Raw genomic sequence first — 14,144 nt, 5'->3', positions numbered from 1 at the left:
GGAATTTAATTATTCTCTTTCCACTCGCGGAGATATTATGCTCAGCAATACATCTATCAGAACCCGCCTTTATATGGCGTTTGGTGCCATGACGCTTGTCATGATTGTGGTATGCAGTCTGTTTTATATGGGGTTTAATCGCGTCACGCAGGCCAGCAAACTTAACGTTCATACCTATCAGGTGGTTGAAGGCCTGAATAAGGTGACAGAGAGTCTGCTGAATATGGAAACCGGCCTTCGGGGTTATGCTCTTAGCGGTCAGACACAAATGCTGGCACCCTTTAATCAGGGTAAACAGGCCTTTAGCGACTACACCGCGAGTACACATCAGCTGACGCAGGACAATCCGGTGCAGCAGCAACGCTTAGTCGATCTGGAAAGCAGACAGAAGAACTGGCTGGAAAGCTATGCCCGTAACGTAATGGCGGCGCGTGAGCGTCTGAATCAGGGGAACCTCGACCAGCAACACTTTTTAGACATCTTTGCGACTGATGAAGGTAAAGTGCAAATGGATGCGATGCGTAACGTGATTGAATCCATGATTGTCACGGAGAAATCATTACTCAAATCGCGTGAAGATGAACTGACTAGCGAGCGGACCAAAACGCGCGTGATCCTGGTGGCCGGACTGCTACTGTCAGCGGGAATTTCCCTGATTCTGGGCCTGCTGATTTCCCGCAGTATTTCTCGTCCTCTGGCTGTCGCGGTGCACACGGCCGATACCATTGCCCGGGGCGATCTGACCTCTGTGATTACCGTAAACCGTCAGGATGAAACCGGAAAGCTGCTGACGGCCCTGGCGAACATGCAAAATCATTTGCGGAACCTGGTGACCCAGATCAAAGATTCTGCGGCATCGGTTGAACTGGCGGCCAGTGAAATTGCGCAGGGCAATACCGAGCTGTCCTCCCGTACGGAAGAGCAGGCTGCGGCATTGCAACAGACGGCGGCAAGCATGGAACAAATTACTGCGACGGTTCGCAATAACACCTCTGTCGCTGAATCTACAGCGTCTTCGGCCCGGGAGACGGAATCACTGACGCGCGCCAGCGAAAAAGCCGTCAATGAAATGAGCCACACGATGCACAGCATTTCGGTGAGCGCGGCGAAAGTGAAAGAGATTACCGCGGTTATTCAAAGTATCGCTTTTCAGACCAACATTCTGGCGCTGAATGCGGCGGTAGAAGCGGCAAGAGCGGGTGAGCACGGTCGTGGCTTTGCCGTTGTCGCAACGGAAGTCCGTACGCTGGCACAGCGCAGCGCATCATCGTCGCGTGAAATCGGTAACCTGATTGAAGAAGCGGTCACCGGCGTGGCGAAAGGTGTACAGGCGGCCGATCATACCGCCCAGAGTATTCTCAAAGCGGCAAGTGAAGTCGCGTCACTGGCACAGTATATGGATGGTCTGGCGCTGGCATCAGTGGAACAAATGCAGGGCGTTTCGCAGGTCAGCATTGCCGTCACGCAGATGGACAGCGTCACACAAAGCAATGCCGCGCTGGTGGAGCAGTCGGCTTCGGCATCGCAGTCCTTAACTGAACAGGCGCGCAGTCTGCGCATGTTAACCGCGGCGTTCCAGGTCTGATGCCTTCAGGCCAGGCATGCACCCCGATGCCTGGCCTGAAGACGCGTTTAACGGGTCAGAAAGCGTTCCAGCTCAAGACCTCTTTGGGTTTGATTAGCCAGTTGCACAGCATAAAAGTCGCAGTTGTGTTTCTTCTGACGTGCAAGTGCCGCCATTTTTCTGATTTCCCTGATCCCTTTTCCCTTGAGGCCGCAGGCCAGTCGTTCAAGGGCGCGGGCATTTTCAAACTGATCAAATGCGCGAGGATAAATCAGCTGAGGCACCCCGTTCTTGAGCAACTGCGCGGTGGTGCCAATACCGCCATGATGAATGGCAAATAAGCAGGTTTCAGTCAGGGCAATATTGAGATGCGGCAGCGTCATCACATCATCGTTTACCGCTAACGCGGCTGCGGTTGGCGTAACAAGCACGCACTTCAGTCCTTCTGTTTTTAAGTCCTGTAAAACGCGTGTCACGGATGATTGTTCAGCCAGGGCCCAACTGGTAAAAAAGACCACCGTACGGGAGTCAATAAAATCGGTAATACGATCGTCATCCAGCGACGCCCGGCTCTTGTTCAGTAAAAAACCGGCATAAAATCCCTCGCGCGCTTTCTTTTGATAAAACCAGGGTTCGTATAACACAATCGACTGCGGTTCGTTATTGACCCAGTCAGCGTAAATATTGCGAGAGGCGGGCAGATTATGGTCGCGTCGCAGCGTGTCGATGGTACGCTGGAGTGCAGGCGAAACCAGGGCCCGTTGAAATAAAGCCAGTTTCCAGTTCAGACTGACACGCAGGCTTTTTTCCAGCGCATGGATAATACGCCCGGGCTGCAATTTTAAATTTGAATTGGTCAGGCTGATAGCATATTTCTTTAACCGGTATTTCTCGCTGACGGCTTTCGCCGCAAAACACCATAAAGAGTGAATGATGATGGCGTCATCTTCGACAAGAGCGCTCATGGCATCGAACATCGCCTCCTGCTGTTCCGCCATATAATGTGAAATCCGTTTCAGGGCGTGCTTTTTGTCCCATAACGCCCGATCCTGGACGGCTTTCACATAAGTCTCTTTGTCGCCGACCGCCACAAAGGACAGGCCGCGATCTACTGCCTCAGATCTGAAATAGTCGTTAGCGAGCAGGTAAACATCATGATTCTTTTCTTTTAACAGCGAGCCAATCTCAATACAGGGAAAGACATCGCCTGCTGAGCCCAGTGCGCCAATAATCACTTTCATCTCAGACACCAATCTGACTAAAAATAGTGTTGAAGGCGGCAGCGGTCCTTTCCCGGCTGCGCTTGCCTTCCAGATCCAGAAAATGTCCCGCATCCCTGATTTGATAAAAGCGCGTTTTATCCGACTCGCCGCATATCTCTTCGATGTTTTTTTGCGGCGTATGAATATCCAGGTCGCCGTTGATAAAGTGAAACTGGCAGGCCGAGTTATCAATAATGTTTTTGTAGTCGTGGTTGCGCAGCGTGGCAATCTGCTCAAGATGGAAACGCCCCTGACGGTATTCAATCTCATCCAGCGACGTCAGATGCCTGAAGTTGCAGAACTTCATTTTATTCGGCAGATATGCACCCACTTCGTCATTCATCAAATGCGCAAGCTCGACAAAGTTCTTCTCTTTTGAAAACAGATTGGCTTGCTTCACGTAAGTCCGCATACGGTCATTAAATTCAAAGGAATAGGACGCGATGATGGCATGTTCCAGGCCCTCTTCACCGTGATTCAAGAGCTTGAGAGTCGATGCACCGCCCCAGGAGGCTGAGGCAATAATATTGGGCTTATAAATTGAAATCAGCTCGCGAATAATCGTGACTTCATCATCAAGCGTGACGATATGGCAGCCCTGTTCGTTGAAGGGTTTTGATTTGCCTGAGAACGGAAGATCAAACGTAATGACATCTGATTTATCCGCCAGGAAGCGTTTCCAGTTGCGGAAAGAAGACGAGGTTGCCAGTGCACCGTTAATCAGGATGGTCCTGTTACGGGTCGGGACACTGCATTTTGTTAACTCCACATAAATGTTAAGTTCATTTATGTTTACTACAGAATAACCGTGACTCATATCACTCTCCCCACCAAGAAACATCATCAAATATTAAAGTTTTCTAATGTATATCACAGCAAATGGTAATCATTAAGTTATTTTTATGTTTTATCGCTGTTTTTAATCCGCAATCTTTCATCTTATTGATTTAAAGGTATTTATAAATTAAATGCTCCTGGTTTTTCTCCATCACCTTAGTTTTCATGGAAAATTAAGTAACTTAACAGGCTGTTAAAGTGTGATTTTCCTCATAAAATCCAGGCGAGGAAAGGGAGGCTGGTCTTTTTTATAGTGTCATAAAACTTTATTATCCTTACTGTATTCATGGTAAATTTAATTAATGTTTTATCATGGGGCGAATGGCTCGGCAGGGATTACTGTGGTGAGTTTGTGTTAGTGCCACACTGTGGCCTGTTACTGGCAGGCGTTACGGGACGATCTCGGAAGTAGCGTCTGCACAACAGAACGCAGGGGGCGGCTGATTTATTTCACGGAAGAACGTCGTAACGGGTCTGCCAGTCTCACCATCGCAAGATGACATGCCGCGAAAGAAAGGCAGCCGGGGCTACCCTGGTTCGCAGGGCGCAATAAGTGGCCCTGAACGGGCTGTGACAGATAACAGGCAGACGAAAGAGAGAATGCCCCGCAAAGGGGGCATAACTTAGTAGGTTTTTAATCCCACAGACGGAATATTGCGACCGTAATAAATCTCACGCATCTCTTTCCACAGCAGGTCAGTAATGTGTTTGTGCTCCTGCGGTGTCAGATCTTCCGGGCGGGTATTAAAGAGATAATGTTTTAAATCGAATTCTTTCAGCAACATCTTGGTATGGAAGATGTTTTCCTGGTAAACATTCACATCAACCATATCGTACATCCGCTTCATATCGTCGGACATGAAGTTTTGGATGGAGTTAATTTCATGGTCGATAAAGTGTTTAACGCCGTTCACATCACGTGTAAAACCCCGTACGCGGTAATCCACAGTGACAATGTCAGATTCCAGCTGGTGAATCAGGTAATTGAGCGCCTTAAGCGGTGAGATCACGCCGCAGGTTGAGACCTCAATGTCTGCACGGAAGGTACAGAGGCCGCCTTCAGGATGGCTTTCCGGATACGTGTGCACACAAATATGGCTTTTATCAAGATGCGCGACCACGGAATTAGGCAACGGGCCGGGATGCTCAGACGTATCAATATCTTTAGGATCAACAGGTTCTTCACTGACCAAAATCGTGACGCTGGCACCCTGTGGCTCATAATCCTGGCGCGCAATGTTCAGCACATTCGCACCAATAATCGAACAGGTTTCGGTCAAAATTTCCGTCAGGCGATTTGCATTGTATTGCTCATCGATATAAGCAATATAACCATCGCGCTCGGCTTCGGTATTCGCATAGCAAATATCGTAGATACAAAAACTCAGGCTTTTGGTCAGATTATTGAAGCCATGCAGTTTTAGCTTTTGCAATTTTATTCACCCCCTTATAAATGATCGATCAGCGCGTCTCTGACAGAGCATTCAACAGATATTGTGGCAGAGCAAAGCTGCCCGTGTGGATTGCCGGTGTGTAGTAACGGCAGTTCAGGCCCGAGGCCGCAAAGCGCGCCTGCAGAAGGGCGGGATCAAGCTGGCGCAGGGCCGGATTATCGCTTGCCCAGGCAAAGGTCATGATGCCGCCGTAGTAGGTTGGGATGGCCGCCTGGTAAAAACTGACATCGGCAAAGTAATGGCTGAGTTTACGATGGCTGTTAACCGCTTCATCCTGCTGCAGGAAGCAAACGCCGTTCTGGGCAACAAAGATCCCATTTTCATTCAGCGCATTTTTACAGCCCGCATAAAAGTCGGACGTAAACAGGCTTTCGCCAGGCCCAATGGGATCGGTACAGTCAGAGATGATAACGTCAAACTTTTCGGTGGTGCGGTTGACGAAATTCACACCATCATCGATGACCAGATTAAAACGCGGATCGTCGTACGCACCAGCGCTGTGGTTCGGCAGATACTGACGACAGAAGGTCACCACGCCGGCGTCGATCTCGACCATGGTGATTTTCTCAATGCCGGTATGGCGGGACACTTCGCGCAACATCGCGCCATCGCCCCCTCCAATAATCAGTACGCTTTTGGCGGCACCATGCGCCAGCAACGGCACATGCGTCATCATTTCGTGATAGATAAATTCATCACGTTCGGTCGTTTGCACCACGCCATCCAGCGCCATAACGCGGCCCATCGCCGCATTTTCAAAGATGATTAAATCCTGGTGGGCCGTTTTATCACGATAAAGCTCTTTATCGACGGTAAAATACTGGCCAAAGCCGGTATGAAGTGTTTCATACCACATCTCGTTTTGGGCCATGATGGGGCTCTCCTTCGTGACATTGCCATAAAAATCGGCGAAACATCATAGCTAACTATGATAGTCGTTGCACGGTCAAATGTCTGACAGGAGAGCGGGCTGGGGCGCTACTTTACATAGGCAAGCAGGCTGAGAGAATCTCTGGCCAGCGACTTACATTTTTTGTCGTTGGCAATCGCGATACCGCTTAAATCACGGTAACTGTCTTCACCCAGGGCTTTCATGTTGTAGTTGTTGTAATTGCTTAAATCCCAGCGGTTTTGCTGGGCAAAAAACACCAACGCCTTGCGGATCTGCGCATCGGGCAAATCCTGATAGCCACAGTCGTTCTTAAGATAAACGAATACCGCAGTCAGATCGGCAAGATCTTCTGCTTCGGATTCGCTCAGGGCAAAACTGGTGGAGGAGAAGCCGAAGAGTCCTGCCAGTAGCAGGATCCTGATGCTCTTCTTCATAGATATTCTCATGTAATAGTCGTCTGAAAGACGTTAGCACAGTTGTGTAAAGATTTTCGATCAATTTACGATTTTTGGGGCATTCTGCCTGCTGATGCTTGACCTTGCCATAAGGGCAGGGTTTAGGCTTGAGGTCATTTCGTTACAAGGATGCGGATTATGCAACGTCGTCACTTTCTGAAACTGAGCGCGGCACTGGGTGCTGCAGGGGCGCTGCCGCTCTGGAGCCGATCCCTGATGGCGGCCAGTCGGCCACTGCTGCCGGTTCCTTCCCTGCTGGACGCGGATGCGAAAGGAGAGTACAGCCTGACGGCGATGCCGGGCATCAGCCAGTGGCAGGGCAAAGACGTACCCACCTGGGGCTACAATGGCAGCCTGTTGGGGCCCGCAATTCGGCTCCAGCGTGGCAAGGCGGCCACCATCAATATTCATAACCGGCTTCGTGAAGCGACGACCCTGCACTGGCACGGTCTGGAAATCCCCGGCGAGGTGGACGGTGGACCGCAGGGAATCATTGCGCCGGGCGCCACGCGTCAGGTGACGTTTACGCCGGACCAGCCTGCCGCCACCTGCTGGTATCATCCTCATCTGCATGGCAAAACGGGTCATCAGGTTGCCCAGGGGCTGGCCGGCATGATTGTGTTAGAGGATCAGCCGTCAGGGACGCTTCGTCTGCCTAATCAATGGGGCACCGACGATGTTCCACTGATTTTTCAGGACAAACAGCTCACCTCATCCGGTGACCGCATCGATTATGAGCTTGATATTATGCGGGCCGCAGTGGGCTGGTTCGGCGACATGATGCTGACCAACGGTGCACAGTATCCTCAGCATGCCGTACCGCGTGGATGGTTACGTCTGCGTTTGCTTAATGGCTGCAATGCCCGTTCGCTGCATCTGACTGCCAGCGATAAACGCCCACTGTATGTGATTGCCAGTGACGGCGGTCTGCTGCCTGAGCCGGTAAAGGTCGACTCCCTTCCGCTCCTGCCGGGCGAGCGCTTTGAAGTCATGGTCGATACGTCCGATGGCAAGGCTTTTGATATCGTGACGCTACCTGTTTCGCAAATGGGCATGACGCTGGCTCCCTTCGATCGGCCCCTGCCGCTGGTCAATATCATTCCGCTGCGGATCATGGCCAGCGCGACTTTACCGGATCAGCTAGCCACATTACCGGCCATACCGAAAACGGACGGTCTGTCATCGCGCTGGTTACAACTCAGTATGGATCCCCAACTGGATCAGCAAGGTATGCAGGCGCTGATGGCACGCTATGGCGCGAAAGCGATGGGGAACGGTGCGCACCATGATATGGCTATGGGCGGTAATGATCATGCGATGCAGCACGACAGCGCGTCCCAGGGAATGGATCATCAGAAGATGGACCATGACGGGATGGCCGCGACTGCCTACGATTTTCACAATGGCAATAAAATCAATGGCCAGCCATTTGATATGACGCGGCCAGCCTTTGATGTGAAGCAGGGCACCGTTGAAAAATGGACCATTTCCGGTGAAGGCGACAGCATGCTGCATCCTTTCCATATTCACGGCACCCAGTTCCGTATTCTTTCTGAAAATGGCAAGCCACCTGCGCCACACCGTCAGGGCTGGAAAGACATGGTCAATGTCGACGGCTGGCGTAGCGAAGTGCTGGTGCGCTTCAACCACCTTGCCGCCGCCGATCATGCGTATATGGCGCATTGCCATTTACTGGAGCATGAAGACACCGGCATGATGCTGGGCTTCACCGTGACCTGATATCAGGCCTGCGCCAGCGCCAGACGGATATCCTCCACCAGATCCCCGGCGTTCTCGATACCGATGGATAAGCGTATCGTCGCGTCGGTGATCCCGATGCGCTGACGCACTGTATCCGGCACGCCAGAATGGGTGGTGGTGGCAGGATGGCTGGCAAGCGATTCTGTCCCGCCCAGACTGACGGCCTGTTTAAACAGCGTCAGGGCATTCAGGAAACGAAACGCTGCAGGTTGTCCGCCGACAATGTCAAAAGAGAAGGTTGAACCGGCCCCGGTGCATTGTTCCCGATAGGTTCTGCCTGCCGGGCTGTCTGCATCCAGATACGGTAACCAGTGCAGGGCGGCGACATCAGGATGTGTACGTAAAAAGGCGGCGACGGTTTCAGCGTTGTGGCAGGCTTTTTCCATGCGCAGCGACAGCGTTTCCAGCGAACGGCCAATCATCCAGCTTGAATGCGGATCAAGCTGAGTGCCAATAGCGCTACGCAGAGCGCGGATCGGTGACATAAGTGTTTTGTTTCCCATCACCGCACCCGCAATCAGGTCAGAGTGACCGCCCACATATTTCGTCAGGGAATACAGCGATAAATCCGCGCCCAACGTGAGCGGTTGCTGAAAAATCGGCCCCAGTAAGGTGTTATCACAGGCGACGACCGGGCGTGAACCCTGCTGACGATCGATCTCGTCCGCAATACGGGCCATCAGCGCGATATTCACAAGGCTGTTCGTCGGGTTTGCCGGCGTTTCCACCAGGATCATGGCGACGCGTCCCTGCGCCATTGCACGCTGGGCGGCCTCGCGCACTTTGGCTTCATCATGCCCGTCAGTGAAACCCACCGCACGAATATCAAGGTTGTGCAGGGTTTTACTGAGCAGCGTTTCCGTACCGCCGTACAGGGGCTGGGAATGCAAAATCACTTCCCCTGGTCGCGTAAAGGTCAGCAACGCCGTCGAAATGGCCGCCATGCCGGAGGCAAACAGCGCGCAACTTTCTGCCTGTTCGTAGAGAGCGAGGCGGTCCTCAACAATCTCACTGTTGGGATGATTAAAGCGGGAATACACCAGTCCGCCACTTTTACCTTCGGGAGGCTGACGGCGGCCGGAAACATAATCAAAAAAATCGCGGCCTTCTTCTGCACTGTTAAACACAAAGGTGGAGGTCAAAAAGACGGGCGGTTTCACGGCCCCTTCAGACAGGCGCGGATCATAACCGTAGTTCAGCATTTGTGTTTCGGGATGCAGTGGGCGGTCGCCAACGTGCGTTTTTTTACTTGAGGGTGAAGTCATTAAGATCTCCCAATAAGGTCGCTAACTGCATAACGATATGTCGATAAAATCGTATCATGCAGCTATTAATGCGGCTAAATGCCGGGTTGTTCTAAGGTAATGCTGTTTGTGCAACTGCCTGCGCGCAGGTGAAGATTTTTAGTGCACGTAAACGTTTGCGTTCTCTGCGCGGCGTCAGTAGGGACTTCTGTTATGGTAGACTGCGTGGCTTTGTGAGAGACCGGGCTGAAGGCAATGAAACACACTGTTGACGTAATGATCCCTGAGCAGGCAATCGCCGCGCGCATCGCGGAACTGGGCAAAGAAATTACCGACCACTACCGCGACAGCGGCAGCGATATGGTGCTGGTAGGGCTACTTCGTGGCTCATTTATGTTTATGGCGGATTTATGCCGCGTGATTGACGTTCCGCACGAAGTGGATTTTATGACCGCCTCCAGTTACGGCAGCGGGATGTCCAGCAGTCGCGATGTCAAAATCCTCAAAGATCTGGATGAGGATATCCGCGGTAAAGACGTGTTAATCGTTGAAGACATCATTGACTCAGGCAATACGCTCAGCAAAGTGCGGGAAATCCTGCGTCTGCGGGAGCCAAAATCTCTGGCCATCTGTACGCTGCTGGATAAGCCTGAACGCCGTGAAGTCGACGTTCAGGTTGAATTCGTGGGCTTTGCTATCCCTGATGAATTCGTGGTGGGCTTTGGCATCGATTATGCGCAGCGTTATCGCCATCTGCCTTACATTGGCAAAGTGGTTCCCCTCGAATCCTCAGGCGAGTGACCGCACATTCTTCCAAGGCTCTGACCTCTGGATTCGTGTAGGCTTGTCGCGCGCGTGCGTCAGGGGCGGTGAAAATCGCCACTGACTAACAGGTTAGCCATGCCGTGACGATAGCGTTGCTCCAGGTTTTCGCGGCTGTTCGCGGTAACATTCAGGTTACGCAGGCAGCCATCCTGAATACCGTAGACCCAGCCATGTAGCGAGACTTTACGTCCACGCTTCCAGGCCGATTGCAAGATGGTGGAATGCCCCAGATTGTAGACCTGCTCAACAACGTTGATTTCGCAGAGTTTATCCAGACGTTTATCGGGCGGCAGTTCACCCAGCAACACGCTATGCTTGTACCAGAGATCGCGAATGTGCAGCAGCCAGTTATCAATGAGCCCTAACTCCGGGTTATCCATGGCAGCCTGCACGCCACCGCAGCCATAGTGGCCGCACACGATGATGTGTTCAACTTCCAGCACTTCAACCGCGTACTGCACCACAGAAAGGCAGTTAAGATCGGTATGGATAACCAGGTTGGCAACGTTACGGTGGACAAACAGTTCACCTGGCTCAAGACCGGTCAGACGTTCTGCGGGGACGCGACTGTCTGAACAGCCAATCCAAAGGAAACGTGGTTTTTGCGCCTGAGCCAGTCGCTCAAAAAAACCAGGATCTTCTTTGACCAGTAATCTGGACCACTCGCGGTTATTACTGATCAGGGTATCAATGTCTGTCATGGCGTTAAGCAACCTGTTACTGCGCATTTGCGTGCGCGTACTATAGGCGAAGGCTTCCTAAATTCAAACGGCATTACAATGCCATAAAACAGGGTATGTATTCAGAATGACCTATGCACTGGAACTTTCCCGGCTGACCAAGACCTATCCCGGCGGCGTACAGGCGCTCAAGGGCATCGATCTTAACGTCGAAGCCGGTGATTTTTATGCGCTACTGGGACCCAACGGCGCGGGCAAATCGACCACCATCGGGATTATCAGTTCGCTGGTGAATAAGTCGGAAGGCAGCGTCCGCGTCTTTGGTTACGATCTGGAAAAAGATGTCGTCAATGCCAAACGCCAGCTGGGCCTGGTGCCGCAGGAGTTCAATTTCAACCCGTTCGAGACGGTCATGCAGATCGTGGTGAACCAGGCCGGTTACTATGGTGTTGAGCGCCGTGAGGCCCTTCAGCGGGCCGAAAAGTACCTTAAACAGCTCGACCTGTGGGAGAAACGTCACGAAAGGGCGCGCATGTTGTCTGGCGGGATGAAGCGCCGTCTGATGATCGCCCGTGCTCTGATGCACGCGCCCAAACTGCTGATTCTGGATGAACCTACCGCCGGGGTGGATATTGAACTGCGTCGGTCGATGTGGGTTTTCCTGAAAGATTTGAATGCGCAGGGGACGACCATCATTTTGACGACTCACTATCTTGAAGAAGCGGAAATGCTGTGCCGCAATATCGGCATTATTCAAAATGGTGAACTGGTTGAAAACACCTCAATGAAATCCCTGCTGTCGAAGCTCAAATCCGAAACCTTCATTCTGGATCTGGCCCCGCGCAGCCCGTTACCGTCGCTGGAAGGTTTCCAGTACCGGTTAGTGGATACCTCGACGCTCGAAGTTGAAGTCCTGCGCGAGCAGGGGCTGAACAGCGTGTTTAGCCAGCTCAGCGCACAGGGCGTTCAGGTTCTCAGTATGCGTAATAAAGCGAATCGTCTGGAAGAGCTGTTCGTCGGCCTGACGCAAGGAAAAACAGGAGCAAAAGCATGACACATTTGTACTGGGTGGCGTTAAAAAGCATCTGGGCCAAAGAGGTGAACCGGTTCGCCCGCATCTGGATCCAGACGCTGGTGCCGCCCGTGATCACCATGACGCTGTATTTTATCATCTTCGGTAACCTCATCGGTGCGCGCATCGGCGATATGAACGGCTTCAGCTATATGCAGTTCATTGTGCCAGGGCTCATTATGATGTCGGTGATCACCAATGCGTATGCCAACGTGGCATCGTCGTTCTTTAGCGCCAAGTTTCAGCGCAATATTGAAGAGTTGCTGGTGGCACCGGTACCGACGCACATTATTATCGCTGGCTATGTCGGCGGCGGCGTTGCGCGCGGGATCTGTGTCGGTGTGCTGGTGACCGCCGTTTCGCTGTTCTTTGTGCCGTTTCATGTGCATTCATGGCTGATGGTGGCCATTACGCTGCTGCTAACCGCGGTACTGTTCTCGCTGGCGGGACTGATTAATGCGGTGTTTGCCCGCACGTTTGACGATATCAGCCTGATCCCCACGTTTGTGCTGACGCCGCTAACGTATCTGGGCGGCGTGTTTTATTCGCTGACGCTGTTACCGCCCTTCTGGCAGGCAGTATCAAAACTTAATCCGGTGGTTTATATGATCAGCGGTTTCCGCTTTGGCTTTCTGGGCATTCACGATGTTCCTCTGACCTTGACCATGTCGGTACTGATTGCCTTTATCGTGGTGTTTTATATCGCCGTGTATTTTCTGATTCAGCGGGGCCGCGGATTGCGGACCTGATACCGGCGAAAAAAAAGCAGCGTTAGCGCTGCTTTTTTTTATGCGACCAGACTCAGGCCAGCTGCACCGGCAGCGCTTTCGCCAGACGCTTCATCTGGTTATCACCTTCAAAGTAGGCCACTTTAGGCTGCCACTGGCGCGCTTCTGCATCATCGACCTGGACATACGAGCAGATAATCAGGATGTCGCCTTCACAGGCACAGCGCGCGGCCGCACCGTTGACCGAAATGATTTTCGATCCGCGTTCAGCGGCAATGGCATAAGTAGAGAAACGCTGACCGTTGGTCACGTTATAAATATCGATAGCTTCATATTGCAGGATGCCAGAAGCATCAAGGAAATCCTGATCGATGGCGCAGGAGCCTTCATAGTTGAGGTCCGCCTGCGTGACTTTAACGCGATGCAGTTTGCCTTGTAAAACCGTGCGAATCATAGTCAGAAACCTTGTTATACAGCCAAAAAGAGTGACCCTCAGCCTGCAAGACTACTGCGTGAGGTCTACCTGTTGATTATCGATCAGCCGTGCATTCCCCAGCCAGGCGGCCATTAACACGACGGCTCGCTGACTGTCCACCGTCAGAGGCTGCAGCGTTTCCGCATCACAGATGGCCAGGCCATCCGGACGCAATCCTTTTTCCTGCAGCGACCGCGTTGCGTCTTCAATAATATCGTCAATCTGCCGTTCACCATTAGCCAGTCGGGCGGCCATCGCATTCATCACCTGGCTGAGGCCAGGTGCCAGCTTACGCTCATCTTCAGTGAGGTAGCCGTTACGTGAACTCAGGGCCAGACCGTCCCTGGCTCGCACCGTAGGCACGCCGACAATCTCGATATCGAACCCCATGTCTGCCACCATTTTACGAATGATGGCTAACTGCTGGAAATCTTTCTCGCCGAAGCAGGCGATATCGGGCTGAACCAGATTAAACAACTTGCTGACGATGGTCGCCACGCCGCGAAAATGGCCGGGACGACTGGCGCCTTCCAGTAAAGATGAAAGCACCGGCACTTCGACAAAGGTCTGATTAGCCAGCCCGTGTGGATACACCTCAGCAGGCGAGGGCGCAAAGACGACATCCACCGCATGGCGGTTCAGTTTCTCACAGTCTTCCTGCAGCGTGCGCGGGTAGCGCGCCAGATCGTCAGGCCGATCAAACTGCATCGGGTTAACGAAAACCGACACGATCACAATATCGGCCCGCTCACGCGCTTCATCTACCAGCGTTAAATGCCCTTCGTGCAGATTGCCCATCGTGGGCACTAACGCAATACGTTTACCTTGCTGACGCCAGCGGCGCACTTCACGGCGCAGCATGGGCAGAGTGTCGATGATCAGCACTGCCATTCTC

At 52.4% G+C, this 14,144-nt stretch carries 14 protein-coding genes; 5 read left to right on the top strand and 9 right to left on the bottom strand.

The genetic code is table 11. The features are described 5' to 3' along the window. Positions 1-37 precede the first annotated feature (37 nt). Positions 38-1,585 carry a methyl-accepting chemotaxis protein gene (locus GC090_RS16730; protein WP_006117711.1) on the top strand — a complete coding sequence of 516 codons (1,548 nt, stop codon included), beginning with the start codon at positions 38-40 and terminating at the stop codon, positions 1,583-1,585. Between the two features lie 47 nt (positions 1,586-1,632). Here GC090_RS16730 and GC090_RS16725 read toward each other — a convergent pair whose 3' ends face one another. The 5 genes from GC090_RS16725 to GC090_RS16705 all read right to left on the bottom strand — a co-directional run bounded on the left by GC090_RS16725 (position 1,633) and on the right by GC090_RS16705 (position 6,443). Next, positions 1,633-2,805 carry a nucleotide disphospho-sugar-binding domain-containing protein gene (locus GC090_RS16725; protein ID WP_324020461.1) on the bottom strand — a complete coding sequence of 391 codons (1,173 nt, stop codon included), beginning with the start codon at positions 2,803-2,805 and terminating at the stop codon, positions 1,633-1,635. Between the two features lies 1 nt (position 2,806). Further along, positions 2,807-3,643, bottom strand: coding sequence for an alpha/beta fold hydrolase (locus GC090_RS16720; protein WP_033740283.1), 837 nt, complete (start codon positions 3,641-3,643; stop codon positions 2,807-2,809). A 643-nt stretch (positions 3,644-4,286) separates the two neighbouring features. After that, positions 4,287-5,096, bottom strand: a complete 810-nt coding sequence (speD, locus tag GC090_RS16715) for an adenosylmethionine decarboxylase (RefSeq protein ID WP_324020459.1) — start codon at positions 5,094-5,096, stop codon at positions 4,287-4,289. A 28-nt stretch (positions 5,097-5,124) separates the two neighbouring features. Beyond that, the gene (gene speE, locus GC090_RS16710) at positions 5,125-5,988 is read right to left on the bottom strand and encodes a polyamine aminopropyltransferase (RefSeq protein WP_006117716.1); all 864 of its coding nucleotides are present in this window, start codon (positions 5,986-5,988) and stop codon (positions 5,125-5,127) included. A gap of 107 nt (positions 5,989-6,095) precedes the next feature. Then, positions 6,096-6,443, bottom strand: a complete 348-nt coding sequence (locus tag GC090_RS16705; protein ID WP_006117717.1) for a YacC family pilotin-like protein — start codon at positions 6,441-6,443, stop codon at positions 6,096-6,098. Positions 6,444-6,602: 159 nt separating this feature from the next. On the opposite strand from GC090_RS16705, the gene cueO reads away from it, so the two are divergent. After that, a complete protein-coding gene (cueO, locus tag GC090_RS16700; RefSeq protein ID WP_324020457.1) occupies positions 6,603-8,204 on the top strand; it encodes a multicopper oxidase CueO in 1,602 nt (533 codons plus the stop codon). A gap of 2 nt (positions 8,205-8,206) precedes the next feature. Here the strand turns inward: cueO and GC090_RS16695 are convergent, their stop codons facing one another. After that, positions 8,207-9,490 carry a cystathionine gamma-synthase family protein gene (locus GC090_RS16695; RefSeq protein WP_033740287.1) on the bottom strand — a complete coding sequence of 428 codons (1,284 nt, stop codon included), beginning with the start codon at positions 9,488-9,490 and terminating at the stop codon, positions 8,207-8,209. A 234-nt stretch (positions 9,491-9,724) separates the two neighbouring features. On the opposite strand from GC090_RS16695, the gene hpt reads away from it, so the two are divergent. Beyond that, the gene (gene hpt / locus GC090_RS16690; RefSeq protein ID WP_006117719.1) at positions 9,725-10,270 is read left to right on the top strand and encodes a hypoxanthine phosphoribosyltransferase; all 546 of its coding nucleotides are present in this window, start codon (positions 9,725-9,727) and stop codon (positions 10,268-10,270) included. Positions 10,271-10,329: 59 nt separating this feature from the next. On the opposite strand, the gene can is transcribed toward hpt, so the two are convergent. Further along, a complete protein-coding gene (can, locus tag GC090_RS16685; protein WP_033740288.1) occupies positions 10,330-10,995 on the bottom strand; it encodes a carbonate dehydratase in 666 nt (221 codons plus the stop codon). Positions 10,996-11,101: 106 nt separating this feature from the next. On the opposite strand from can, the gene GC090_RS16680 reads away from it, so the two are divergent. Together GC090_RS16680 and GC090_RS16675 are read left to right on the top strand one after the other, a co-directional pair. Further along, positions 11,102-12,028: an ABC transporter ATP-binding protein gene (locus GC090_RS16680; RefSeq protein WP_006117721.1), complete on the top strand. Its 927-nt coding sequence runs from the start codon at positions 11,102-11,104 to the stop codon at positions 12,026-12,028. Then, positions 12,025-12,795 (top strand): ABC transporter permease, encoded by a 771-nt coding sequence (locus tag GC090_RS16675; protein WP_006117722.1) that lies wholly within the window; start codon positions 12,025-12,027, stop codon positions 12,793-12,795. Before GC090_RS16680 ends, GC090_RS16675 begins: the two co-directional genes overlap by 4 nt. 52 nt (positions 12,796-12,847) lie before the next feature. On the opposite strand, the gene panD is transcribed toward GC090_RS16675, so the two are convergent. Further along, positions 12,848-13,228, bottom strand: coding sequence for an aspartate 1-decarboxylase (gene panD / locus GC090_RS16670; RefSeq protein ID WP_033740289.1), 381 nt, complete (start codon positions 13,226-13,228; stop codon positions 12,848-12,850). Between the two features lie 51 nt (positions 13,229-13,279). Continuing rightward, positions 13,280-14,134: a pantoate--beta-alanine ligase gene (gene panC, locus GC090_RS16665; protein ID WP_006117725.1), complete on the bottom strand. Its 855-nt coding sequence runs from the start codon at positions 14,132-14,134 to the stop codon at positions 13,280-13,282. Positions 14,135-14,144 lie beyond the last annotated feature (10 nt).

It is taken from the genome of Pantoea sp. JZ29, from assembly GCF_035190385.1.
GTDB classification, from domain to species: Bacteria; Pseudomonadota; Gammaproteobacteria; order Enterobacterales; family Enterobacteriaceae; genus Pantoea; species Pantoea stewartii.
Note: the sequence above shows the minus strand (reverse complement) of the source record. Positions and strands in the feature narration are given on the sequence as shown.

Excerpts from the sequence above, each read along its gene's own strand:
- GC090_RS16730 (WP_006117711.1), top strand. The coding sequence starts at position 38 with ATGCTCAGCAATACATCTATCAGAACCCGCCTTTATATGGCGTTTGGT.
- GC090_RS16725 (WP_324020461.1), bottom strand. The coding sequence starts at position 2,805 with ATGAAAGTGATTATTGGCGCACTGGGCTCAGCAGGCGATGTCTTTCCC.
- GC090_RS16720 (WP_033740283.1), bottom strand. The coding sequence starts at position 3,643 with ATGAGTCACGGTTATTCTGTAGTAAACATAAATGAACTTAACATTTAT.
- speE (WP_006117716.1), bottom strand. The coding sequence starts at position 5,988 with ATGGCCCAAAACGAGATGTGGTATGAAACACTTCATACCGGCTTTGGC.
- GC090_RS16705 (WP_006117717.1), bottom strand. The coding sequence starts at position 6,443 with ATGAAGAAGAGCATCAGGATCCTGCTACTGGCAGGACTCTTCGGCTTC.
- cueO (WP_324020457.1), top strand. The coding sequence starts at position 6,603 with ATGCAACGTCGTCACTTTCTGAAACTGAGCGCGGCACTGGGTGCTGCA.
- GC090_RS16695 (WP_033740287.1), bottom strand. The coding sequence starts at position 9,490 with ATGACTTCACCCTCAAGTAAAAAAACGCACGTTGGCGACCGCCCACTG.
- hpt (WP_006117719.1), top strand. The coding sequence starts at position 9,725 with ATGAAACACACTGTTGACGTAATGATCCCTGAGCAGGCAATCGCCGCG.
- can (WP_033740288.1), bottom strand. The coding sequence starts at position 10,995 with ATGACAGACATTGATACCCTGATCAGTAATAACCGCGAGTGGTCCAGA.
- GC090_RS16680 (WP_006117721.1), top strand. The coding sequence starts at position 11,102 with ATGACCTATGCACTGGAACTTTCCCGGCTGACCAAGACCTATCCCGGC.
- GC090_RS16675 (WP_006117722.1), top strand. The coding sequence starts at position 12,025 with ATGACACATTTGTACTGGGTGGCGTTAAAAAGCATCTGGGCCAAAGAG.
- panD (WP_033740289.1), bottom strand. The coding sequence starts at position 13,228 with ATGATTCGCACGGTTTTACAAGGCAAACTGCATCGCGTTAAAGTCACG.